This is a genomic window from Streptomyces novaecaesareae, from assembly GCF_000716875.1.
GTDB classification, from domain to species: domain Bacteria; phylum Actinomycetota; class Actinomycetes; order Streptomycetales; family Streptomycetaceae; genus Kitasatospora; species Kitasatospora novaecaesareae.
The window spans coordinates 1-22,172 of the sequence record NZ_JNWQ01000103.1; the positions used below are offsets into that span (position 1 = coordinate 1).

Annotated in this window: 19 protein-coding genes; 13 read left to right on the top strand and 6 right to left on the bottom strand. The window is 72.2% G+C overall.

All coding sequences use genetic code 11. The features are described from left to right. Positions 1 to 28: 28 nt before the first annotated feature. The gene (ileS, locus tag OP86_RS28715; RefSeq protein WP_033333828.1) at positions 29 to 3,169 is read right to left on the bottom strand and encodes an isoleucine--tRNA ligase; all 3,141 of its coding nucleotides are present in this window, start codon (positions 3,167 to 3,169) and stop codon (positions 29 to 31) included. Positions 3,170 to 3,810: 641 nt separating this feature from the next. On the opposite strand from ileS, the gene OP86_RS28720 reads away from it, so the two are divergent. The 4 genes from OP86_RS28720 (at position 3,811) to OP86_RS28735 (ending at position 6,615) form a co-directional block, all read left to right on the top strand. Continuing rightward, the gene (locus OP86_RS28720) at positions 3,811 to 4,275 is read left to right on the top strand and encodes a TraR/DksA family transcriptional regulator (protein ID WP_234435122.1); all 465 of its coding nucleotides are present in this window, start codon (positions 3,811 to 3,813) and stop codon (positions 4,273 to 4,275) included. Between the two features lie 161 nt (positions 4,276 to 4,436). Further along, entirely contained in the window at positions 4,437 to 5,072 is a 636-nt protein-coding gene (gene lspA, locus OP86_RS28725) for a signal peptidase II (protein ID WP_030059710.1), read from the top strand. 93 nt (positions 5,073 to 5,165) lie between these two features. After that, positions 5,166 to 6,104 carry an RluA family pseudouridine synthase gene (locus OP86_RS28730; RefSeq protein ID WP_030059709.1) on the top strand — a complete coding sequence of 313 codons (939 nt, stop codon included), beginning with the start codon at positions 5,166 to 5,168 and terminating at the stop codon, positions 6,102 to 6,104. A gap of 1 nt (position 6,105) precedes the next feature. Further along, positions 6,106 to 6,615: a GNAT family N-acetyltransferase gene (locus OP86_RS28735; protein ID WP_078589552.1), complete on the top strand. Its 510-nt coding sequence runs from the start codon at positions 6,106 to 6,108 to the stop codon at positions 6,613 to 6,615. A 66-nt stretch (positions 6,616 to 6,681) separates the two neighbouring features. Here OP86_RS28735 and OP86_RS28740 read toward each other — a convergent pair whose 3' ends face one another. Beyond that, on the bottom strand, positions 6,682 to 7,701 hold the full coding sequence (locus OP86_RS28740; protein WP_033333831.1) for a mechanosensitive ion channel family protein: 1,020 nt from the start codon (positions 7,699 to 7,701) through the stop codon (positions 6,682 to 6,684). A gap of 109 nt (positions 7,702 to 7,810) precedes the next feature. Here OP86_RS28740 and OP86_RS28745 point away from each other — a divergent pair, with 109 nt between their 5' ends. The 6 genes from OP86_RS28745 to OP86_RS28770 all read left to right on the top strand — a co-directional run bounded on the left by OP86_RS28745 (position 7,811) and on the right by OP86_RS28770 (position 16,470). Further along, a complete protein-coding gene (locus OP86_RS28745; protein ID WP_030260900.1) occupies positions 7,811 to 10,630 on the top strand; it encodes an alpha/beta fold hydrolase in 2,820 nt (939 codons plus the stop codon). After that, complete coding sequence (locus tag OP86_RS28750; protein ID WP_030260903.1) at positions 10,627 to 11,484, top strand: ABC transporter permease; 858 nt, start codon at positions 10,627 to 10,629, stop codon at positions 11,482 to 11,484. The genes OP86_RS28745 and OP86_RS28750 overlap by 4 nt, the downstream gene beginning before the upstream one ends. 74 nt (positions 11,485 to 11,558) lie before the next feature. Further along, the gene (locus OP86_RS28755; RefSeq protein ID WP_030059701.1) at positions 11,559 to 12,137 is read left to right on the top strand and encodes a dienelactone hydrolase family protein; all 579 of its coding nucleotides are present in this window, start codon (positions 11,559 to 11,561) and stop codon (positions 12,135 to 12,137) included. A 505-nt stretch (positions 12,138 to 12,642) separates the two neighbouring features. Then, the gene (locus tag OP86_RS28760) at positions 12,643 to 14,370 is read left to right on the top strand and encodes a carbamoyltransferase family protein (protein WP_030059700.1); all 1,728 of its coding nucleotides are present in this window, start codon (positions 12,643 to 12,645) and stop codon (positions 14,368 to 14,370) included. Between the two features lie 113 nt (positions 14,371 to 14,483). After that, positions 14,484 to 15,245, top strand: coding sequence for an HAD family hydrolase (locus tag OP86_RS28765; RefSeq protein ID WP_051830868.1), 762 nt, complete (start codon positions 14,484 to 14,486; stop codon positions 15,243 to 15,245). After that, a complete protein-coding gene (locus OP86_RS28770) occupies positions 15,235 to 16,470 on the top strand; it encodes an MFS transporter (protein ID WP_078589554.1) in 1,236 nt (411 codons plus the stop codon). The genes OP86_RS28765 and OP86_RS28770 overlap by 11 nt, the downstream gene beginning before the upstream one ends. A 96-nt stretch (positions 16,471 to 16,566) precedes the next feature. Here the strand turns inward: OP86_RS28770 and OP86_RS28775 are convergent, their stop codons facing one another. Next, complete coding sequence (locus OP86_RS28775; protein ID WP_030059697.1) at positions 16,567 to 17,121, bottom strand: HEAT repeat domain-containing protein; 555 nt, start codon at positions 17,119 to 17,121, stop codon at positions 16,567 to 16,569. A gap of 170 nt (positions 17,122 to 17,291) precedes the next feature. Then, the gene (locus OP86_RS28780; RefSeq protein ID WP_030059696.1) at positions 17,292 to 18,071 is read right to left on the bottom strand and encodes a VOC family protein; all 780 of its coding nucleotides are present in this window, start codon (positions 18,069 to 18,071) and stop codon (positions 17,292 to 17,294) included. Between the two features lie 153 nt (positions 18,072 to 18,224). Between OP86_RS28780 and OP86_RS28785 the strand changes: the two genes are divergently transcribed. Then, the gene (locus OP86_RS28785; protein WP_030059695.1) at positions 18,225 to 18,890 is read left to right on the top strand and encodes an MOSC domain-containing protein; all 666 of its coding nucleotides are present in this window, start codon (positions 18,225 to 18,227) and stop codon (positions 18,888 to 18,890) included. A 184-nt stretch (positions 18,891 to 19,074) separates the two neighbouring features. Here the strand turns inward: OP86_RS28785 and OP86_RS28790 are convergent, their stop codons facing one another. Then, the gene (locus tag OP86_RS28790) at positions 19,075 to 19,767 is read right to left on the bottom strand and encodes a hypothetical protein (protein WP_157849866.1); all 693 of its coding nucleotides are present in this window, start codon (positions 19,765 to 19,767) and stop codon (positions 19,075 to 19,077) included. 271 nt (positions 19,768 to 20,038) lie between these two features. On the opposite strand from OP86_RS28790, the gene OP86_RS28795 reads away from it, so the two are divergent. Together OP86_RS28795 and OP86_RS28800 are read left to right on the top strand one after the other, a co-directional pair. Continuing rightward, complete coding sequence (locus tag OP86_RS28795; protein ID WP_030260909.1) at positions 20,039 to 20,491, top strand: DUF3592 domain-containing protein; 453 nt, start codon at positions 20,039 to 20,041, stop codon at positions 20,489 to 20,491. 44 nt (positions 20,492 to 20,535) lie between these two features. Beyond that, positions 20,536 to 21,666, top strand: a complete 1,131-nt coding sequence (locus tag OP86_RS28800; protein WP_030059692.1) for a hypothetical protein — start codon at positions 20,536 to 20,538, stop codon at positions 21,664 to 21,666. A 65-nt stretch (positions 21,667 to 21,731) separates the two neighbouring features. Here the strand turns inward: OP86_RS28800 and OP86_RS28805 are convergent, their stop codons facing one another. Further along, on the bottom strand, positions 21,732 to 22,163 hold the full coding sequence (locus OP86_RS28805; RefSeq protein ID WP_030260912.1) for a VOC family protein: 432 nt from the start codon (positions 22,161 to 22,163) through the stop codon (positions 21,732 to 21,734). Positions 22,164 to 22,172: the final 9 nt, after the last annotated feature.

Consider the following 22,172-nt stretch of genomic DNA (forward strand, 5'->3'; position numbering starts at 1 on the left):
ATCTACACTAGATCGCTCGTCGGCAGCGTCAGATGTGTATAAGAGACAGGAGTTGGAAGGCGAGGCCGAGGGATTCGTCGGTGAAGGTCTCGGAGGTCCAGTCGGCTGCGCCGGCGGCGAAGTCGGTGGCGAGGACCTCCTCGGCGACGAGGGGGCCGTGCTCGGCGATGGCCTCGGCGGTCTCCTCCGAGGTGGCGCGCCAGCGCAGGACGATGCGGTCGGCGACGTCCAGGCCGGAGTTCTTGCGGGCCTCCTGGATCTGGCGGATGGCGTCGCGGGCGACGCCGAGGCGCTTGAGCTCCGGGGTGATGGCCAGGTCGAGGGCGACGGTGGCGCCGGACTCGTTGGCGACGGCCCAGCCCTCGCGCGGGGTCTCGGTGATGATCACCTCGTCGGGGGACAGGGCGATCGTCTCGCCGTCCAGCTCGACGGAGGTGGTGCCCGAGGCGCGCAGGTCGGCGGCGAGCCGGGCGGCGTCCGCGGCGGCGACCACCTTGGCGACGTCCTGGACGCCCTTGCCGAAACGCTTGCCCAGCGCACGGAAGTTCGCCTTGGCGGTGGTGTCGACCAGCGAACCGCCGACCTCGGCGAGGGACTCCAGCGTCGCCACGTTGAGCTCCTCGGCGATCTGCGCGCGCAGGTCGGCGGGCAGCTCCTCCCAGCCCTGGGCGGCGACCAGCGCTCGGGAGAGCGGCTGGCGGGTCTTCACGCCGGACTCGGCGCGGGTGGCCCGGCCCAGCTCGACCAGGCGGCGGACCAGCGCCATGTGCCGGGAGAGCTCGGCGTCGATCAGGGCCTCGTCGGCCTCCGGCCAGGCGGCCAGGTGGACCGAGGCCGGGGCGTCCGGGACGACCGGGACGACCAGGTCCTGCCAGACCCGCTCGGTGATGAACGGCGTCATCGGGGCCATCAGCCGGGTGACCGTCTCCAGTGCCTCGTGCAGGGTGGCGAGCGCGGCGGCGTCGCCCTGCCAGAAGCGGCGGCGGCCGCGGCGGACGTACCAGTTGGACAGGTCGTCGACGAAGCCGGAGAGCAGCTTGCCGGCGCGCTGGGTGTCGTACGCCTCGAAGGCCGCGTCGACCTCGCGGACCAGGGTGTTCAGCTCGGAGAGCACCCAGCGGTCCAGCTGCGGGCGGTCGGCCGGGGCCGGGTCGCTCGCGGAGGGCGCCCAGTTCGAGGTGCGGGCGTACAGGGCCTGGAAGGCGACGGTGTTCCAGTAGGTGAGGAGGGTCTTGCGGACCACCTCCTGGATGGTGCCGTGGCCGACCCGGCGGGCCGACCAGGGCGAGCCGCCGGCCGCCATGAACCAGCGGACGGCGTCGGCACCGTGCTGGTCCATCAGCGGGATCGGCTGCAGGATGTTGCCCAGGTGCTTGGACATCTTGCGGCCGTCCTCGGCCAGGATGTGGCCCAGGCAGACGACGTTCTCGTAGCTGTTCTTGTCGAACACCAGAGTGCCGACGGCCATCAGCGTGTAGAACCAGCCGCGGGTCTGGTCGATCGCCTCGGAGATGAACTGCGCCGGGTAGCGCTTCTCGAACAGCTCCTTGTTCTGGTACGGGTAGCCGTACTGGGCGAAGGGCATCGAGCCCGAGTCGTACCAGGCGTCGATCACCTCGGGCACGCGGGTGGCGGTGCCGCCGCAGTCGCGGCAGGCGAAGGTCACCTCGTCGATGTACGGGCGGTGCGGGTCGAGGCCGCTCTGGTCGGTGCCGGTGAGCTCGGACAGCTCGGCCAGCGAGCCGACGCAGGTGAGGTGGCCCTCCTCGCAGCGCCAGATCGGCAGCGGGGTGCCCCAGTAGCGGTTGCGGCTGAGCGCCCAGTCGATGTTGTTGTTCAGCCAGTCGCCGAAGCGGCCGTGCTTGACCGTCTCCGGGAACCAGTTGGTGGCCTCGTTCTCGCGGATCAGCGCGTCCTTGACGGCGGTGGTCCGGATGTACCAGGACGGCTGCGCGTAGTAGAGCAGCGCGGTGTGGCAGCGCCAGCAGTGCGGGTAGCTGTGCTCGTACGGAACGTGGCGGAAGAGCAGGTCGCGCGCCTTGAGGTCGGCGACCAGGGCCTCGTCGGCCTTCTTGAAGAACTGGCCGCCGACCAGCGGGACCTCGGGGGCGAAGGTGCCGTCGGCGAGCACCGGGTTGACCACCGGCAGGCCGTACTTGCGGCAGGTCGCGAGGTCGTCCGCACCGAAGGCGGGGGCCTGGTGGACGATGCCGGTGCCGTCCTCGGTGGTGACGTAGTCGGCGTTGAGGACGAAGTGCGCGTTCTCGATCTCGACCAGGTCGAACGGGCGGCGGTAGGCCCAGCGCTCCATCTCGGCGCCGGTGAAGGACTCGCCGGTGGTCTCCCAGCCCTCGCCGAGGGCCTTGGCGACCAGCGGCTCGGCGACGACCAGCTTCTCCGTGCCGTCGGTGGCCACCACGTAGGTGACCTCGGGGTGGACGGCGGCGGCGGTGTTGGAGACCAGGGTCCACGGGGTGGTGGTCCACACCAGCAGCGCGGCCTGGCCGGCCAGCGGGCCGCTGGTCAGCGGGAAGCGGACGAAGACCGAGGGGTCGACCACGGTCTCGTAGCCCTGGGCCAGCTCGTGGTCGGACAGGCCGGTGCCGCAGCGCGGACACCAGGGGGCGACCCGGTGGTCCTGGACCAGCAGGCCCTTGTCGAAGATCTGCTTGAGCGACCACCAGACGGACTGGACGTACGACGGGTCCATCGTCCGGTAGGCCTCGTCGAGGTCGACCCAGTACCCCATGCGGGTGGTCAGCTCGGCGAAGGCATCGGTGTGGCGGGTCACCGAGTCGCGGCACCTGGCGTTGAACTCGGCGATGCCGTACGCCTCGATGTCCTGCTTGCCGGAGAAGCCCAGCTCCTTCTCGACGGCGAGCTCCACCGGGAGGCCGTGGCAGTCCCAGCCGGCCTTGCGGGCGACGTGGTAGCCCTTCATGGTCCGGAAGCGCGGGAAGACGTCCTTGAAGACGCGGGCCTCGATGTGGTGGGCGCCGGGCATGCCGTTGGCGGTCGGCGGGCCCTCGTAGAACACCCACTCGGGGCGGCCCTCGGACTGTTCCAGGCTGCGCTGGAAGATCTTGTTGTCCTGCCAGAACGACAGGATCTGGTGCTCCAGGGCAGGCAGGTCCACCTGCGCCGGTACGGGGTTGTAGGAGCTGCTCATCGCGGGCGTCGACCTCCGGCGGATGCTGGGACTGGATCCTCCGGAGGGACGAGACGGCCGGGCCGCCCCGCGGTACCACCCTCCTTGGCCGCGGTGCTGCGTTGCGGCCCTCTTGTTTGGGCTTGCTGCCGGGTCTAGTGGGCCGCTGCGCACTCGCGGCGGCCGTTCTTCCGGCGGCTCCGGGGTGATCTTCCCGCCGTGCACACCCCCGGGCTCGCACCGTCCCCGGGTCGCTGGTGGCTGCGTACGTCGGTACTCGTCCCATCTGCGCCTTGCAGGGCCAGTGTATCGGCCGGGCGAGTCGGTTTGTCCAAACCGTTTCGGGCGGACGGGCCCCCGGGAGGGCGGCGGGGCTGGTCAGGGGCGGTGGTTAGGCGGGGGCGATCTGGGCACAACCCTGTCAACGTTCGGGGCGTGGTGGTTGGGGCGGCTGCCTGGGTGGGATCGCTGTGAGGCGTCGGTATGTCATGTTGTGACCGGTTTTGATCGGGATTATCGTTCCGGCACTGGAAGCCGCCGGGAACCGGCGGCTCGATTCGTTCGTAGATGGGGTCGAAGCCATGGCTGAGAAGGGAACCGGCGCGGGTACCGCCACCAAGCGGGCACGCAAGGCCGTGGCGGTCGATCCAGGGGAGGGGACCGTGACCACTACCGCACCGAAGACCAGCACCGACACCGTCACCGTGCCGCGCGGGGCCGAGTCCGTGGACCCGGCCACGCTGCCGGTCCGGCCGGGCGAGGAGCCGTGGACCACCGAGGAGGTCCACGAACTGCACGACGAGCTGATCAGCGAGCTGGAGCGGCTGCAGAACGAGATCGACGCCGCCGAGGCGGCCATCTCGGGCCTGATGCGCGACTCCAACGACGGAGCCGGCGACGACCAGGTGGACGCCGGTACGAAGAACATCTCGCGGGAGAGCGAGCTGGCGCTCGCCAACAACGCGCGGGACAGCCTCGCCCAGACCGAGCGGGCCCTGGGCCGGCTGGAGGGCGTCGGCTTCGGCACCTGCGAGTCCTGCGGGCAGGCCATCGGCAAGGCCCGGATGCAGGCGTTCCCCCGGGCGACGCTCTGCGTGCAGTGCAAGGCCAAGCAGGAACGCCGCTGAACCGGGCCACCGGAGCGACGCGGGGGGTCGGGCTTGCCGTACGCTCGACCCCGTAACGTCGCCTGACCCGTCCACAACGCTCGTGGGCGCGTCCAGGGCGTCACCGGCCCACCAACCCTCCCCCTCCTACGGCCGGGGGAGCTCCATCGGCAGCGGAGCGGATCATCAGTACGCAAGGTTCCCCCCAGACCCGGGACGACGCCGTCCCGTCCCCCGCCGATGCCGTGGAGGTGCCCGTGGCAGAGCCGACCGAGGCGGCGCCCGTGGACGAACCGACGGCCGAGCGGAAGCCCAAGGGCCCGCGGCGGGTCGGAGTCCTGCTGGTCGTCGCGGTGCTCGCCTTCCTGATCGACCTCGGCAGCAAGCTGCTGGTCGTCGCCAGGCTGGAGAACCACTCGGCGATCAAGGTGATCGGGGACGTCGTCACCCTCCAGGTGATCCGCAACTCCGGCGCGGCCTTCGGGATGGGGCAGGCGCTGACCGTCGTCTTCACGATGATCGCCTCGGCCGTCATCGTGGTGATCTGGCGGATCGCCCGCAGGCTGTACAGCCTGCCGTGGGCGATCGCGCTCGGGCTGCTGCTCGGCGGGGCGCTCGGCAACCTCACCGACCGGCTCTTCCGCTGGCCGGGCGTCTTCCGCGGGCACGTGGTGGACTTCATCTCCGTCCAGCACTTCGCGGTCTTCAACCTCGCCGACTCGGCGATCGTCTGCGGCGGGATCCTCGTCGTGCTGCTCTCCTTCCGGGGCAGCAACCCGGACGGGACCGTCCACCAGCAGGACGGCAAGGCGGAGTAGCACCGGCCTGCGGAGCGGGGTGGCACGCCTTGCGGGGCGGGCCGGGGAGTGCGGCGGGCGGGGGAGGCCCCGGTGTCCGGCATACTCGTACGGGTGAGTACCGCAGCGCAGATCCGCAGCCTCCCCGTACCCGACGGCCTGGAGGGCGAGCGCCTCGACGCCGCCCTGGCCCGGATGTTCGGTTTCTCCCGGACCAAGGCCGCCGAGCTGGCCGCCGACGGCAAGGTGACGCTCGACGGCGCCATGGCCGGCAAGTCGGACCGGGTGACCGCCGGCTCCTGGCTGGAGGTCGAGATCCCCGCCCCCGCCGCCCCGGTGCAGATCGTCGCCGAACACGTCGAGGGCATGCGGATCGTCCACGACGACGAGGACATCGTGCTGATCGACAAGCCGGTCGGCGTCGCCGCGCACCCCAGCCCGGGCTGGACCGGCCCCACCGTCATCGGCGGGCTCGCCGCGGCCGGCTACCGGATCTCCACCTCGGGCGCGGCCGAGCGGCAGGGCATCGTGCACCGGCTGGACGTCGGCACCTCGGGGCTGATGGTCGTCGCCAAGTCCGAGCGTGCGTACACCGACCTCAAGCGGCAGTTCCACGACCGGATCACCGACAAGCGGTACCACACGCTGGTGCAGGGCCACCCGGACCCGATGAGCGGCACGGTGGACGCGCCGATCGGGCGCCACCCCAGCTCCGACTGGAAGTGGGCGGTGACCCAGGAGGGCAAGCCGTCCGTCACCCACTACGACCTGATCGAGGCGTACCGGGCCGCGTCGCTGCTGGCGATCAAGCTGGAGACCGGGCGTACCCACCAGATCCGCGTCCACATGTCCGCGCTGCGCCACCCCTGCGTGGGGGACCTGACGTACGGCGCCGACCCGACGCTGGCCAAGCGGCTCGGGCTGACCCGGCAGTGGCTGCACGCGGTGTCGCTCGGCTTCGAGCACCCGTCGGACGGTCAGTGGGTCGAGTTCTCCAGCGAGTACCCGGCGGACCTGCAGAAGGCGCTGGACGTGATCGCGGCGGAGAGCTGACGTGAGCGGTGGGGTGGGCGCCGGGCTGGGTGTCGGCCCGGGTGTCGGCCTGGGCGTCGTCATTCGGATCGCCGAGGGGGAGGCGGACCTGGCGCTGGTGCGGGCCGTCCGGCGCGAGGTGTTCATCGTCGAGCAGAACGTGCCGGAGGAGCTGGAGTACGACGAGTACGACCGGACCTCGGTGCACCTGCTGGCGGTGGGAGCCGACGGCGGCGCTCTGGGCACCGGGCGGCTGATCTTCGGCGAGCAGGCGCGGGAGCTGACCGGGGGCACCGACGGGCGGGTGCTGCTCGGGCGGCTCGCGGTGCTGCCGGCGGCCCGGGGGACCGGGCTGGGCGCGGAGCTCGTGCGGGCGATCGAGGCCGCGGGGGCCGAGCGCGGCGGCTCGGAGATGGAGCTGCACGCGCAGGTGCAGGCGCTCGGGTTCTACGAGCGGCTGGGGTACGTGGCGGAGGGGCCGGTGTACGACGATGCGGGGATTCCGCACCGGACGATGACGCGGGCCCTGTAGGCGCCCTTCCGTTTCGCGCAGTTCCCCGCGCCCCTCATGGGGCGCGGGGAACTCGTGCTTTGGGGGTCAGGTGTCGGTGGTGCGGAGGCGGGGGAGGGCGTGGGGGTGTTCGTCGCGTAGGTGGGCGATGAGCTGTTCGCGGATGTCGAAGCGGAGCTGGGCGGCGTCGTCGGGGGTGCGGGCGGTCATGGTGGCGCGGACGACGATGGTGCTGGGGGTGGTGTCGGTGACCTGGAGGGCCCACTCGGCGCCGTCCCAGAGCGGGTGCCGGTCGAGGCGGGCGCGCAGGGTGGCGCGCAGCTCGTCGACCGGGGTGGTGTGGTCGAGGTGGAGCAGGACGGCGGCGAGCAGGCCCGGGTCGCGGCGGGTCCAGTTCTCGAAGGGCTTGTTGACGAAGTAGGAGACCGGGACGATCAGCCGGCGGTAGTCCCAGAGCCGGACCACCAGGTAGGAGAGGGTGATCTCCTCGACCGTGCCCTGCTGGCCGTCCACCACCACGGTGTCGCCGATCCGGACGGTGTCGCCGAAGGCGATCTGCAGGCCGGCGAAGAAGTTGCCCAGGGTGCTCTGGGCGGCGATGCCGGCCACGATGCCGATGATGCCGGCCGAGGCGAGCAGGCCGGCGCCGATGCTGCGCATCGCCGAGAAGGTCAGCAGCATCACGGCGACGGTGACCACGACGACGACCGCGCTGGCCACCCGGCGCAGCACGCTGATCTGGGTGTGCACCCGCTGGCGCCGGGCCGGATCGTCGATCCGGGTCTCGTAGCGGCTGAGCAGGGCCTCCAGGACGGCGGCCACCACGCGGACGGTGAGCCAGCCGAGCGAGGCGAGCAGGAAGAGCAGGGCCAGGTGGTGGGCGCCCTCGTCCTGGCGCAGGTGGAAGATCCGCTGGAGCGGGCGGGCGGCGAGCAGCAGGGCCGAGACGACGGTGAGTTGGAGCGGGATCCGGCAGCGGCGGAGCAGTGGCCAGAGTGGGGCGTCGGGACTGCGGGAGGCGGCCCGTTGGAGGGCCTGGTCGGCGATCCAGCCGATCGCCAGGGTGGCGGCGACGGTGGCGAGCAGCGAGATCAGCGGCCAGAGCATGGGCCGTACGATACGCGGACAGGGTGGGGTGAAACGGGCGAAAGGGTGCGACCGCTCCCGTGGTGGCCTTATCGGGGGCCTACCCGGACGGCGGATACGATCAGCGGCCATGGAGTTCGGTGGGGCATGGCGTCGCTGGCGGGGCCGGGGTACGACGGTCGGACGCAGGCTGCTGGCGGGCGCGGTGGCCTTGGTGGCGGTGGCCGGGGTCGGTACCGCGACGGTGGCGTCCGGCGGTGAGCAGACGGTCCGTGAGGAGGACCGTTTCCTCAGCATGCCGGAGACGCCCGGCAGCGCGCAGCAGGTCCAGCTGGACACCTCGTTCTTCACCACCGGCGGCAGCCCCCGGCCGGCGGTGCTGCTCGCGCACGGCTTCGGCGGCTCCAAGGAGGGCGAGCGGGAGCGGGCCGAGCAGCTCGCCCGGCAGGGGTACGCGGTGCTGACCTGGTCGGCGCGCGGGTTCGGGCGCTCGGGCGGCAGGATCGGCCTCAACGCGCCCGACCGCGAGGTCGAGGACGTCCGCCACCTGGTGGACTGGCTGGCCCAGCGGCCCGAGGTGCAGCTCGACGGGCCCGGCGATCCGAAGGTCGGCATCACCGGTGCCTCGTACGGCGGGGCGGTCTCGCTGCTGGCCTCCGCGGCCGACCACCGGATCGACGCGGTGGCCACCCAGATCACCTGGTGGAACCTGGCCGACTCGCTGTTCCCGCAGGGCGTGCAGGGCTCGGGCGCGGCCGACGGTGTGTTCAAGAAGCTGTGGGCCGGGATCTTCTTCACCACCGGCTCGGTTGCCCCCGGTTCGGCGGGCGGTCTCGGGCCGTCCGGCGGTGCGCCGCGCGCGGGCGGCGACGCGAAGCCGGTGGAGGACGAGCAGGCCGGGTGCGGGCGGTTCCTGGAGTCGCTGTGCCGGATGTACGACCGGGTCGCCACCGCCGGGCACGCCGATCCGGAGGCCGTCGCGATGCTGGCCGCCGCCAGCCCGTCCTCGGTGGCGGCGCAGCTCAAGGCGCCCACGCTGGTGGTGCAGGGGCAGCAGGACTCGCTGTTCCCGCTCGACCAGGGCGACCGGATCGCGCAGGCGGTCGCCGCGAACGGTGCGCCGGTGGCGGTGGACTGGTTCGCGGGCGGGCACGACGGCGGGACGGACACCAGCGCCCGGGTGGACGACCGGGTGACCGCCTGGTTCGACCACTACCTGAAGGGGCGGGGGAACGACACCGGCCCGGCGTTCCGGGTGACCAGGACCGGCGGGGTGGACTCGACCGGCTTCCAGGCCGTGCTGCGCGGGGCCACCGCCGACCGGTACCCCGGGCTGGGCGGGACGGGCTCGCGGTCCGTCGAGCTGGCGGGCGGGGAGAAGACGATCACCAATCCGCCCGGCGGGGCGCCGCCGGGGATCTCGACGCTGCCGGGCATCGGCGCGCTCAGCCAGGCGTCCGCGCTGGGCGCCGGGCTGTCGCTGGACTTCCCCGGGCAGAACGCCGCGTTCGACTCGGCGCCGCTGGACTCGCCGCTGCACCTGACCGGGCAGCCGACGGTGCCGGTGCGGGTGAAGGCGGACCGGCCGGACGCGGTGCTGTTCGCGAAGCTGTACGACGTCGGGCCGGACGGCAAGGCGGTGCTGCCGCAGCAGCTCGCCGCCCCGCTGCGGGTGACCGGCGCGGACGCGGAGCGGACGGTCACGGTGGCGCTGCCGACCGTCGACCACACCTTCCCGGCCGGGCACCGGCTGCGGCTGGTGCTGGCGAGCACCGACCTCGCGTACGCCTCGCCCGTCGAGCCGGCCGCCTACCAGGTCGCTCCGGCCGGGGCGGTCACCGTGCCGACCGTCGAGGAGCTCGTCACCGAGGCGGCGCCGCTGCCCGCGCGGACCTGGCTGCTGCCGGTGGTCGCCGTGGCGGTGGCCGCAGGGCTGGTCCTGATGCCGCGGCTGCGGGGCCGGCTGCGGCGTCGGCGGGCGGCCGGCGGGCCGGAGTTCGATCCTGAGCTGGCCGGTGTGCCGCTGCGGATCAGCGGGTTGAGCAAGCGCTACAAGGGCTCCCAGGACCGCTACGCGGTGCGGGAGTTGGGCTTCCGGGTGGAGCAGGGGCAGGTGCTCGGACTGCTCGGGCCGAACGGCGCGGGCAAGACCACCACGCTGCGGATGCTGATGGGCCTGATCCGGCCGGACGCCGGGGAGATCCGGATCTTCGGGCACCTGGTGCGGCCCGGTGCGCCGGTGCTGTCGCGGGTCGGGGCGTTCGTGGAGGGCGCGGGCTTCCTGCCGCACCTGAGCGGGCGGGCCAACCTGCGGCTCTACTGGCAGGCGACCGGGCGGCCGGAGGCCGACGCGTGCTTCGACGAGGCGCTCGCCATCGCGGGGCTCGGCGAGGCGCTGGACCGTGCGGTGCGCACGTACTCACAGGGCATGCGGCAGCGGCTGGCGATCGCGCAGGCGATGCTCGGGATGCCGGACCTGCTGATCCTGGACGAGCCGACCAACGGGCTCGACCCGCCGCAGATCCGCGAGATGCGCGAGGTGATGATCCGGTACGCGGCTGGCGGGCGGACGGTGATCGTTTCGAGTCACCTGCTGTCCGAGGTCGAGCAGAGCTGTACGGATCTGGTCGTGATGGATCGCGGGCGGCTGGTGACGGCCGGGGCGGTCGATGAGATCGTCGGGTCGTCGGAGCTGCTGATGATCGGTGTCGCGGCGTCGGATGACCCGGCCTCGGACGACCCGGCGGCGGTGGCCGAGAAGGTCGGCGCGCTGGCCGGGGTCGGCTCGGCGGAGGCCGTCGAGGGCGGGCTGCTGGTGCGGCTGGACGGGATGGCCGCGAGCGAGCTGCTGGCGGAGCTGGTGCGGCTGGGGGTGCCGGTGGAGAGCGCCGGGCCGCAGCGGCGGTTGGAGGACGCGTTCCTGTCGTTGATCGGAGGTGGTGCGGAATGAGCGCCGTGGTGTCGGTGGACCACGCGGAGGGCTACCGGGCGAGCCGGACCCTGCCGCTGCGGGTGGAGGCGATGCGGCAGCTGCGCCGGCGCCGCACCCTGGTGATCGGCGGGGTGCTCGCCGCCATGCCGTTCGTCCTCCTGGCCGCGTTCCAGATCGGCGGCACCCCCGGCCGTCCGGATCGGACCAGCTTCATCGAGCTGGCCACCGCCTCGGGGGCCAACTTCGCGGTCACCATGCTGTTCGTGGGCACCGGCTTCATGCTGGTGATCCCGGCCGCGCTGTTCTGCGGCGACACCGTCGCCTCCGAGGCCAGCTGGTCCTCGCTGCGCTACCTGCTCGCCGCGCCGGTGCCGCGGGCGCGGCTGCTGGTGCGCAAGTTCGCGGTCGGCCTGGCGTTCTCGGCGGTCGCCGTGGTCATGCTGCCCGCGATCGGGCTGGCCGTGGGGACGGCCGCGTACGGCTGGGGCGACCTCAAGCTGCCCGCCGGGGTCAGCCTGCCGGCCGGGGAGGCGCTGCCCCGGATCGCGATCGCGGTGGCCTTCGTCCTCCTGAGCGAGATCGTCATCGCGGCGCTGGCCTTCTGGCTGTCCACGGCGACCGACGCGCCGCTCGGCGCGGTGGGCGGCGCGGTGTTCGCGTCGATCATCACCGGGGTGCTGGACGCCGTCACCGCGCTGGGCGACCTGCGGGAGTGGCTGCCGGCGCACTGGCAGTACGCGTGGGCGGACGCCCTGCAGCCGCAGCTGGAGTGGGGCGGCATGGTGCAGGGCGTCTCGCTGTCGCTCTCGTACGCGGCGGTGCTGCTGGCGCTGGCGTTCCGGGGGTTCGCGCGCAAGGACGTGGTGTCGTAGTCGTGTCGTAGGGGCGGACGGGGGATGGGGGATCATGGGTGGGTAGCTGACTCCCCTGGTGAAGGACCCGAACCGTGGCCCAGATCGTCCTCTTCCACTCCGCCTACGGGCTGCGCCCCGCCGTGCACGCCGCCGCCGACCGGCTGCGCGCCGCCGGGCACACCGTGCACACGCCGGACCTCTTCGACGGACGGACCTTCGACTCCGTGGAGGAGGCGCAGGACTTCCAGGAGGAGCTCGGCGGCCGGGACGAGCTGCTGCGGCGGGCGGTGGCCGCCTCGGCCCCGCTGTCCGAGGGCGGGCTGGTGTACGCGGGCTTCTCGCTCGGCGGCGCCGTCGCGCAGAACCTGGCCCTGGCCGACGACAAGGCCCGCGCGCTGCTGCTCCTGCACGGCACCTCGGACCTGCGGGAGGACGCGGCCACCGAGATCCCGGTGCAGCTGCACATCGCGGAGCCGGACCCGTTCGAGCCGGAGGACTGGCTGAACGCCTGGTACCTGCGGATGCGGCGGGCCGGGGCGGAGGTGGAGGTGCACCGCTACCGGGGTGCCGGGCACCTGTTCACCGACCCGGAGCTGCCGGACTACGACGCGGAGGCGGCGGAGCGGGCCTGGGCGGCGTCGCTGGACTTCCTGGGGGAACTGGAGGACTGAGGGGCCGTCGGGGGGGCGTCCCCCGGGCGGGACGGATGGAGGCCGGGTCGAGGCGGATGCCTCGGCCCGGCCTTCGGCGTTGCCGGGGGGTTCCGCCTGGTCACAGAGGTGCCGATGGGGCCCGTGGTGCGGGTGTGAACGGGTGTGACGACGCCTCCCAGGGACGCCCGGGAGGCGGCGGAAGTGCCGGTTGCGCGCCGGAAGGACTGTTTCCGGACAGCTACGCTCGGTGATCAACATCGCGGTGGTCCAGACCTCTTGTCGGGCACGTGCCACGCTGCCAGCACGGATGATCGAACTACGAACTGTTGTTAACCCGACGGCCGTCCACCCGTCACCGCCTGACGGCAGATCAGGTTGACCGGAATGCCCACGGCGTCGTTGATCTCCCGGGAAATCTCTCCATAGCATCGCGGTGCACTGCACTGCAGTCCTCACCAGCTCCCCGAATCCGCGCGGAAATGCCGTCGAGCCATTTCCCGTGAACTAACCATTGGAGCGGCACATGCTTGTTCTCGGAATCACCAACAACGACCTGGCCGGCGCCTGCCTGGTGCAGGACGGGACCGTCGTCGCGGCCGTCAGCGAGGAGCGGTTCACCCGGATCAAGGACCACAAGGCCTGGCCGGAGCAGTCGATCGACTACGTCCTGAAGGAGGCCGGGGTCACCCTTTCCGATGTCGACCGGGTGGCCTACGGGTGGCAGGCGGGATTCAGCGCCGAAAAGCACCTGCTGCTCTACGTGGACCGCATTTCGGAGGAGGCCCGGCTGCGCCCCGAGGCGCTTCCGCACCTGCGCAAGCGGATATCCGACGAAATTGCGAACGACCGCGAGAAGCGCGGCGAGTTCGATGCCTTCATCGAGGAGAACGGACTGCGCGGCAAGGTGGTTCATGTCGACCACCACGAGTCGCACGGCCTGGGCGCCTTCCTCTGCTCCCCGTTCGACGAGGCCCTCGTGGTCACCTGCGACGGCCGCGGGGACTTCCAGTCCCTCACCGTCACGCACTACTTCCCCGGCGGCGAGGAGGTGCTCCAGCGCGAGACCTCGATCGACAGCCTCGGCTACTTCTACGGCCGGATCACCAAGCTGCTCGGCTTCCGCCCCAACCGGCACGAGGGCAAGATCACCGGCCTGGCCGCCAACGGCGACCCGGAGAAGCTCCTCCCGCTGATGCGCCGGATGATCGACATCGAGGAGAACGGCGCGATCCGCGCCCGCTGCGGCGACTGGTACCAGCCCTCCTACGACGGCTACTCCGAGGAACTGCTGCGCGAGATCGCCACGCACGAGCCGGCCGACGTCGCCGCGGCCGCCCAGCGGCACGTGGAGGACCTGCTGACCGCCGTGGTGGCGCAGCACATCGGCAAGGTGCCCGGCGGCAACGTCTGCCTCTCCGGCGGGGTGTTCGCCAACGTCAAGCTCAACCAGCGGATCTTCGACACCGACGGCGTGCGGAACGTCTACGTGCTGCCGCCGATGGGCGACGGCGGACTGCCGCTGCAGGCCGCCGTGATCGTGGCCCACCGGGAGACCGGCGAGCGCCCGCGGGTGCCCTCGATGGCGCTCGGCCCGGACGCGGCCATCTCCGAGGGCCGGCTGGAGGAGATCCTGCACGACTACCCCGAGCTGCGCTACCGGCGGATCGGCGAGGGCATGCGGGAGGCACTGCTCGCCGCGCTGGAGGCGGACCAGGTCATCGGCACCTACCGGGGTCGGATGGAGTTCGGCCCGCGGGCCCTCGGCCGGCGCAGCGTCATCTACGGCACCGCCGACGTGACCATGAACGACTGGCTCAACAAGCGCCTGAACCGTACCGAGTTCATGCCCTTCGCGCCGATCACCGCCGAGGACCTGGCGGCCGACTGCTACGTGGGCTGGGAGCCGGAGCAGCCGTCGGCGCTGTTCATGACGATCACGTACGACTGCCACGAGCCGTTCGCCAAGGCCTGCCCGGCCGTGGTGCACGTGGACAACACCGCCCGCCCGCAGATCGTCCGGGCCCAGGACGACCCGTTCCTGCATGGGCTGCTGATGGCCTGGTACGACCGCAGCGGCCAGGCGGCGCTGGTGAACACCTCGTTCAACAAGCACGAGGAGCCGATCGTGGGATCGCACCGCGACGCGCTCGACCCGCTCGTCGACGAGGTGGTCGACCTGCTCCTGGTCGACGACGTGTACCTGGTCTGGAAGGAGTCGGCGAACGCGTTCATGGCGGGGCGGGCCGCTTAGGGCCTGGTGTGTTGGCCGGGTGGTTTCGTGAGGTCTAGTCCAGTTGACCGCCCGGCCGACGGGAGTTGAACTATCGTCAGATCGTATGGCGCAAGCGCCGAGTGAGGAGACCGATGCAGCCGCAGGCAGCCGGAACGCGGTACGAGGTCGAGGCGGTCGTCTTCGACATGGACGGGGTCCTGATCGACTCGCGGCCCGTGATCGAGGAGGCGTGGCGGTCGGTGGTTCGGCGCCACGGCCGGGTGCTGGCCGACCCGGAGATCGAGGAGTACGTCCACGGGCGGACCGGCGACCAGACGGTGCGGCTGATCTTCCCGCACCACTCGGACGCCGAACGGAAGGCGATCTGGGCCGAGGTGGACACCGTCGAGGAGGAGGCCCCGTACCGGGCCGTCCCCGGCGCCGACCGGCTCGCCACCCGGCTCCGGCAGGCCGGCGTGCCCGTCGGGCTGGCCACCAGCAGCTGGACCCGGAAGATCGACAACGCGCTGGGCGGGATCGGCCTGCTCGACGTCTTCCGGGTGCGGGTCACCCGGGACGACGTCGAGCGGGGCAAGCCGCACCCCGACCCGTACCTGTCCGCCTGCCGGGGGCTCGGGGTCCGGCCGCAGCGCACGCTGGTCTTCGAGGACTCCGTCAGCGGGGTCCGCTCGGCGGTCGCGGCCGGCGCGGTGTGCGTCGGGATCGGCGGGATCGGCGAGGGGCGGGCTTTGGTGGAGGCCGGCGCGGTGGTGGCCGTGCCGGACTTCACGGCGCTGGTGGTGGGGGAGGTCGGCGGGGCTGGCGGGGCCGCTGGGGCCGCTGGGACGATCACGCTGACCGACCTGGACGGGCTGGTCACCGTGGCGCTCACGGTCGGGCCCGATGGTGGCTGACGCGGGCCGGACGGCGTCGGACCCGGCGCTCGTCGACGCGGGGCCGGTTGCGGCAGGGGCGGCCGCGGCGGGGCCGGTCGCGGCGGGGCCGGAGCCGGAGGCGCCGGTGATGGCCCGGTCGGCGGCGGTCTCGGCGTTCGGAGTCTTCCTCGTCCTGGGCGTGCTCACCGCCTCGCTCGGCGCCTCGCTCCCCTTCCTGCGGGAACGGTTCGGCGCCGAGCACGAGGTCGGACGGGTGGTCTCCGCGTACAACCTCGGCGCGCTCGCGGCGACCGTCTGCATCGGGCTGCTCGGGCGGCGGCTGAACGTCCGGGCGGCGCCGCCCGTCCTGCTCGCCGTCTTCGCGGCGGGCGCGGCCGGGATGGCGGTGAGCCCCGGCTGGGCCGCCTACCTCGGCTGCGCGGCGGTGACCGGCATCGGGTACGGCGGGTTGGCGCTCACCCTCAACACGGCGTTCGCGCGCGGGTTCGCGGGCAACAGCGTGGTGATGGTCAACCGGCTGAACGCCGTCTTCGGGATCGGCGCGATGCTGGGCCCGCTGGCCGCGGGGGCCGTCGGGCACACCGACATCCGGCTGCTCGCGCTGGCGGCCGCGGTGTGCGCGCTGCCGTGCTTCCTGGTCGGACGGGCGGGCGCGGTGCTCGCCGCCCCCAGGGCCGAGTCGGGCCCGCAGGGCGGCCAACGCGTGCGGGTCGGGCCGGGGTTGCTCCCATTCCTGCTGGTGGGCCTGGTGTACGCGGGCATGGAGACCAGCATCGGCACCTGGCAGTCGACCCAGCTGGTGCGCGGCGGCTGGAGCACCCAGGCGGCGACGACGGCGGCCTCGGGGTTCTGGGCCGGGATGGCCGTCGGGCGCCTGGTCGTCCCGCAGTTGACCCGGCGGCTGCCGGGCCGCACCACCCTGCCGGGCTACCTGGCGGCGGCCCTCGCGGCGCTGCTGCTGGCCGCCGTGCCGCACCTCGCGGTGGTGGCCTACCCGCTGGCCGGGCTGGCGATGGCGCCGGTGCTGCCGACGCTGATCGCCTGGGTCTCCGGCGTCGCGGAGGTGCCGCAGCAGGCGACCTCCGTACTGACGCTCTGCTGCATGCTCGGCAACGCCGTCGTGCCGGCGGTGGTGGGGGCGCTCGGCGGGTCGGGCGGGCCGGTGGTGATTCCGCTGGTGCTGGCCGGGGCGTGCCTGCTCTGCCTCGGGCTCGCGGGGTGGCTGCGGGCGGCTCGGCGGTAGGTGGGGGTTGCCGCTGCCGGTGCCGGTGCCGGTGCGGGTGCGGGTGCTGGTGCTGTCGCGCGGGAAGTCGGACGGGCCGACTTCCTGCGCGTTTCGTTACGGCGCCACCCGGCCGAGTGCCGGCGGGCGGGTGCGCCTGTGGATCGGGCCGCCCGGGGCGTACCAGCCGGCCTTCTTGCGGACGGCCGGGCTCGGGTCCTGCGTGTGGGAGCGCTGGAGGGCCGCCGCGGCGCGCGGGTCGGTGTGGGCGAACTTGCCGACGAGTTCGGCGGCCCGGGCGCGGACCTGCGGATCGGGGTCGTCGGCCAGGTGTCGCAGGCCGGGGTCGAGGACGCGGTCCGCGCCCGGGGCGCAGGTGTCGCCCTTGCAGCGGTCGCAGGCCAGGGCGTGGAAGGCGGCGACCCGGACCCGGGCGTCGGGGTCGTCGGCCATGGCGACGAGCCGGTCCATCGAGTCGGTGTCGACCAGGTGGTCGAGGAGGCGGCAACAGCCTTCCCGTACCGCCGCGTTGGGGTCGGACAGGCCGTCGCGGATGGCGTCGAGCGCGTCCGCCGCGCGGTGTAGCAGTTCGTGGTAGGCGGCCACGGTGCGCTGTGGGTCGCCCAGGCACGAGACGAGGGCTTCGTTGTCGGTCCGTGCGAATCCGAGCACGGGGCGAGTGTCGGGCCGTACGGGCCGTGGGGCAACGGGATTTCGGCGACGGGATCGGGGCGGTCTCACCGAGGACGTGGACGGGGGCGGTGGAGCAACTGCGCCGCCCCCTCGGGCCGGTGGGCGCGAGAGGGCGGGCAGGGTGAGGCGGGTGGGCGGTGCCTCGGGGGTTACATGGGGGTCGGCTTGATCATGGCGAAGGGGGCGCCCTGGGGGTCGGCGACGACCGTCATGCGGCCGGCCATCATGTCGAAGGGCGGGGCGAGGACCGTGCCGTTGCGCTTGATCAGGGCGTCCACGGTGGAGTCGACGTCGTCGACCGCGAAGTAGGTCAGCCAGTGGGCCGGGGTGCCGGGCGGGTCGTTGGCGAGGAGGGAGGCGCCGCCGACCGGGCGGCCGCCGACCTGCAGTGTCCAGTAGGAGTCCGCGCCCTCCATCGGCTCGATCTCGATGCCGAACGCCTCGCCGTAGAAGGCGGTCGCGGCCGGGATGTCGCTGGTGTGCAGCTCGTTCCAGGTCAGCGCGCCGGCCTCGTTGACGACCTTCGCACCGGAGAAGTCGACGGGCTGCCAGACGCCGAACACCGCGCCCTGCGGGTCGGAGGCGATCAGCATCCGGCCCAGGGTGCCGACGTCCATGACCGGGACGAGCAGGGTGCCGCCGGCGCCGACGATCGCGTCCTGGGTGGCCTGGGCGTCGGTGGTGGCCAGGTAGCTCGTCCAGACGGTCGGCGGCTCCGGCATGCCCTCGGGTGCCATCGCCGGGCCGATGCCGGCCGCGGCCTTGCCGTCCAGCTCGCAGACCGCGTACCCGCCGAACTCGGCCGGACCGGGCTGGCCCTGCCAGCCGAACAGGTCGCGGTAGAAGTCGAGCGCCGCCTGCTGGTCCTTCGCCATCAGGTCGACCCAGCACGGGGTGCCGGTCGCGTACGGGGTGGTGACTTCAGGCATTTTGACCCTCTCTGGTGGGGTTTGCTGTCGGTCACGATTTCGTCGCGGCGGGTGATGCGCCACTCGACACGCCGTCGGGGCCGCCGGGTCGGTGGCCCGGGTCGTCCACCAAATTCGTTCGCCCGGGCCGCGCGCCCGCCGTACGGTCGGAGCATGGACACGCGCGCGCGACTGCTCTCGGTCAACATCGGCAGGCCCCGCCCGAACCCGTGGAAGAAGGGCATCGGGCTGACCGGCATCGACAAGCGCCCGGTGGACGGCCCGGTCGCGGTGTCCGCGCCCGGCCCCCGGGGAACGGGCGCGGTCGGCCTGGCCGGGGACCGGGTGTACGACCTGAAGAACCACGGTGGCGACCACCAGGCGGTGTACGCCTACGCCCGAGAGGACCTGGACGCCTGGCAGGTGGAGCTGGGCCGCGACCTGGACAACGGCTCCTTCGGCGAGAACCTGACCACCACCGGCCTGGACGTCAACGGCGCCCTGATCGGAGAGCGCTGGCGGATCGGCCCGGAGGTCGTCCTGGAGGTGTCCTGCGCGCGCATCCCCTGCGGGACGTTCCAGGGCTGGCTGGAGCGGGACGGCTGGATCCGGCGCTTCACCGAGGCCGCCCTGCCCGGCGCGTACCTGCGGGTGATCGTGCCGGGCGAGCTGCGCGTGGGGGATCCGGTGGAGGTGGTGTACCGCCCGGACCACGACGTCACGGTGGCCGGGTCGTTCCGCGCGGTGACGACCGAACCGCAGCTGCTCCCGGGCCTGTTGGCGGCGGACGCGCTGCCGGAGGAGATCAAGGAGCTGGCGCGCCGCCGGACCCGGGCCTAGAGAGTGTGGCTCTGCCCGCACCCGTTCATGAGGCCGTGAACACCGCCTTCATCGAAGGGCTCCACCTGGCACTGCGCTGCGGCGGCGCGGCCATGGCTGCGTGGCCGTGCTCGTGGCCGTGCTCCTCCGCTCGGCATCGAGCCCGGCCACCGTGCGGGTGTAGGTGTAGGCGTCGGCGTCGGCGTTACGGGGCGGTGGTGGCGGACTGGGTGGAGAGGACGGCGGTGGCGAAGGCCCGGGTCTGCCCTGCGGCCTGGTCCAGGGGGACGTGCTGGTTGTTCGGCGGGTAGAAGTCGACCTCGCCGACCGCGCTGTAGTTCGCCCAGAAGCAGGTCGTCATCGGGAAGCCGTCGGTGACGTTCTGCTGGCACTTCATCACCATGGTCTTGGTGGAGTACGTCTTCGGCTCGCCGACGGCCGAACGGCCGTAACTCTGAGCCAGCTTCATGGAGTGCTCGAAGGACGCGTCGAGTGCGCTCTGCGGGTCGGCGACCTTGGTGAAGAGGTCGGTCCGGCCCGTGAAGTGAGGGACCGTCGCGCTGTGCGTCCCCTTGCTGATCGTGATCCGGGGGTTCCCGAAGCACGAGTCCTCGCCCTCGACCTCGCGCTCGTCGTCCTTGAGGGCGGGGAGGTCGTCGACACCGAAGACACCCATGTCCAGGTCGTCGCCGAACTTGAAGCCGCCATTGCCCTCGGAGCAGGTGAGTCCGTCGAGTTGGGGGACGGCGACCTTCGTGTACCGCGTCCCGGTGTCCGGACCGAGCTTCTCCGCCTTCGGCGCTGCGGCCGGCTTGCCGCCGTCCCCCTGGCTCGACCCGCACCCTGCGACGAGCACGCCCAGAACCAGGGCTGCTGCCGGAATCCCCCACTTGCGCACGTGCGTGGCACCTTTCGTGTCCCCGTAAACGATCATCAAGGATCGTACGCGACGGGCTGGGTGGGGCTTGTGCCCTGGGGGTGCCGGTGGCCGTGGAAGCCGCTGCGCAGGAAGTCGGGCGGGCCGACTTCCTGCGCGGGAGGGGCGGGTGTCGGTGGGTGCGGCTAGCGTGGGCGGACGTGGGCGCACGTGGGCAGTTGGGCCGACGCCGGGGGGATCGATGAGGAACGCGCCGGACCACGGGCGGACCGTGCGGAACGGGTCGCTCGCCATGATCGGCCTGGGGGTCCTGCTTTTCGTCCTCAGCCTGGTCTATCTGATACCGCACGACATGGGTGTGACGTCGGCCCTGCGCGGTCGTGGTGTCCACACCCCGGCGGTCGTCACCGAATGCGCGGAGGTGAGCGGACCGCAGGACAACCCGGCGGGCAACTCCAACTGCCGGGTGCGGTTCACGACTTCGGAGGGGAAGCCCGTCGAGACCCAACTGGCCTACGTCATCGGCACCGTCAAGGCTGGTGACACCGTGACGGTGGTGTACGACCCCCAGCACACCGACATCGCCGCCCTCGCTTCGAGCATCGGCTTCTGGAACTCACTGGGCCGGAACGTGCTCGATGTGGTCGCACTGGTCGCGTCGGTGGTCATGATCCTGCTGGGCCTCGCGGTTCATCTCGTGTACCGCCGGCTGACCCGGGCGCGGAGGCGGGCGGGAGCGACGTGACGGCCCCCGCGCGCGCGCCCAACTACGCTGCACAGGAGACACTCATGCCCGAAACCGCTGCCGCCCACCCGGTCGTGGGCGCGTTCGGCTCGATCAAGGCCCCCACCACTGTGCCGGTGCCGTTCTCACGTGCGGCACAGCGGCACACCGAACCGATCTTCGACGTCACCCAGCAGATGGGTGCCGCCGCCGTGCGGCTCACGCCGCAGGCCGTTCCGGCGTACGGGTATCTGCGCGGCATCTGGATCGAGATCACGGCCACCGGCGGCTCCGGCACCGCTGCTGTGACCGCGCTGGAAGACGCCCCGTTCTCGGTGATCCAGGAAATCAGCCTGAGCGACGCCAACGGCGCGCCGATCGTCGGGCCGCTCTCGGGCTACGACCTGTACCTCCTGCAGAAGTGGGGTGGCTACTTCCCGGGCAGCCCCGACCCCAAGCAGTCGCTCGCCTACTCGGCGGTGGCCACCGGCGCCGACGCCACAGGCGACTTCAACGCCCTGCTCCACCTGCCCGTCGAGATCAACGGCCGTGACGGGCTGGGCAGCCTCCCTAACACCAACGCTGCGAGCACGTTCACGCTGCGCATCGCCATGGCGCCGAGCAGCCGGGTGTACGGCACGGCGCCGACCAACCTGCCGACGGTCAGGTTTCGTTGCCACATGGACGCGTGGACGCAGCCGGCCGCGATTGACGTGCGCGGCAACCGGCAGCGGACCAGCCCGCCGGCTGTGGGGACCACGTCGTTCTGGTCGAAGGCCGTGATCAGCGTTCCGCCGGGCCGGCAGACGATCCGGCTCCCCCGTGTCGGCAACCGCATCCGGGGGATCGTCTTCTGCGCCCGCGCGCAGGAGGACGGCACGCGTGCCACCGGGGACGGTCTGGTTCCGGATTCGGTGGCGCTGTACTGGGACGGCGTGCTCCTGACGTCCTACTCGAAGGCCCTGTGGCGGGAGAAGATGCGCGCCCGGACCGACTTCGTGAATGCGCTGGAGTCCGCGCGGGGGCAGGACAAGGGCATCTATGTGGCGGACTACCGCACGGAGTTCGAGGAGTCGTATGACGGGTGGCTGGCCACCAGCCAGGCCACGCGCCTTGAGCTGGAGGGAGTTTGGGGCGGGCCGGTCAGTCTCACCGTGCTGACCAACGACGTCAGGGTGAGTGGCGAGGGGTGGTGATTGCACCCGCGCAGGAAGTCGGGCGGGCCGACTTCCTGCGCGGGAGGATGGAAGCTGCGTAAGGATCAGGCGAGGCAGAACTCGTTGCCCTCGATGTCCTGCATCGTAATGCACGACTCGTTGACGCCATCGGCGCGCTGCGTCAGCACGTGTTTCGCGCCGAGCGCCATCAGCCGTGCGCATTCGGCCTCAAGTGTGGCCAGGCGCTCCTCACCCACGAGCCCGGAGCCGGCCCGCACATCGAGATGCACCCGGTTCTTGACGACCTTGCCTTCGGGAACTCGCTGGAAGAGCAAGCGCGGGGCCACACCCGAGGGATCAGTGCACGCGAAGTAGATCTCATCCTCGGGCGGCAGCGAGCGGTGGTACTCCTCCCACGTGGCAAAGCCCTCAGGGACCGTCGGTATGACGTACCCCAGCACCTCGCACCAGAAGGCGGCGAGGCGCGCAGGCTCCGCGCAGTCGAAGGTCACTTGGAACTGTTTGATCGTTGACATCGGCGCACG

Coding starts and splice junctions, on each gene's coding strand:
- ileS (WP_033333828.1), bottom strand. CDS start 3,169: ATGAGCAGCTCCTACAACCCCGTACCGGCGCAGGTGGACCTGCCTGCC.
- OP86_RS28740 (WP_033333831.1), bottom strand. CDS start 7,701: ATGCTCTGGCCGCTGATCTCGCTGCTCGCCACCGTCGCCGCCACCCTG.
- OP86_RS28745 (WP_030260900.1), top strand. CDS start 7,811: ATGGAGTTCGGTGGGGCATGGCGTCGCTGGCGGGGCCGGGGTACGACG.
- OP86_RS28750 (WP_030260903.1), top strand. CDS start 10,627: ATGAGCGCCGTGGTGTCGGTGGACCACGCGGAGGGCTACCGGGCGAGC.
- OP86_RS28760 (WP_030059700.1), top strand. CDS start 12,643: ATGCTTGTTCTCGGAATCACCAACAACGACCTGGCCGGCGCCTGCCTG.
- OP86_RS28765 (WP_051830868.1), top strand. CDS start 14,484: ATGCAGCCGCAGGCAGCCGGAACGCGGTACGAGGTCGAGGCGGTCGTC.
- OP86_RS28770 (WP_078589554.1), top strand. CDS start 15,235: ATGGTGGCTGACGCGGGCCGGACGGCGTCGGACCCGGCGCTCGTCGAC.
- OP86_RS28780 (WP_030059696.1), bottom strand. CDS start 18,071: ATGCCTGAAGTCACCACCCCGTACGCGACCGGCACCCCGTGCTGGGTC.
- OP86_RS28785 (WP_030059695.1), top strand. CDS start 18,225: ATGGACACGCGCGCGCGACTGCTCTCGGTCAACATCGGCAGGCCCCGC.
- OP86_RS28795 (WP_030260909.1), top strand. CDS start 20,039: ATGATCGGCCTGGGGGTCCTGCTTTTCGTCCTCAGCCTGGTCTATCTG.
- OP86_RS28800 (WP_030059692.1), top strand. CDS start 20,536: ATGCCCGAAACCGCTGCCGCCCACCCGGTCGTGGGCGCGTTCGGCTCG.
- OP86_RS28805 (WP_030260912.1), bottom strand. CDS start 22,163: ATGTCAACGATCAAACAGTTCCAAGTGACCTTCGACTGCGCGGAGCCT.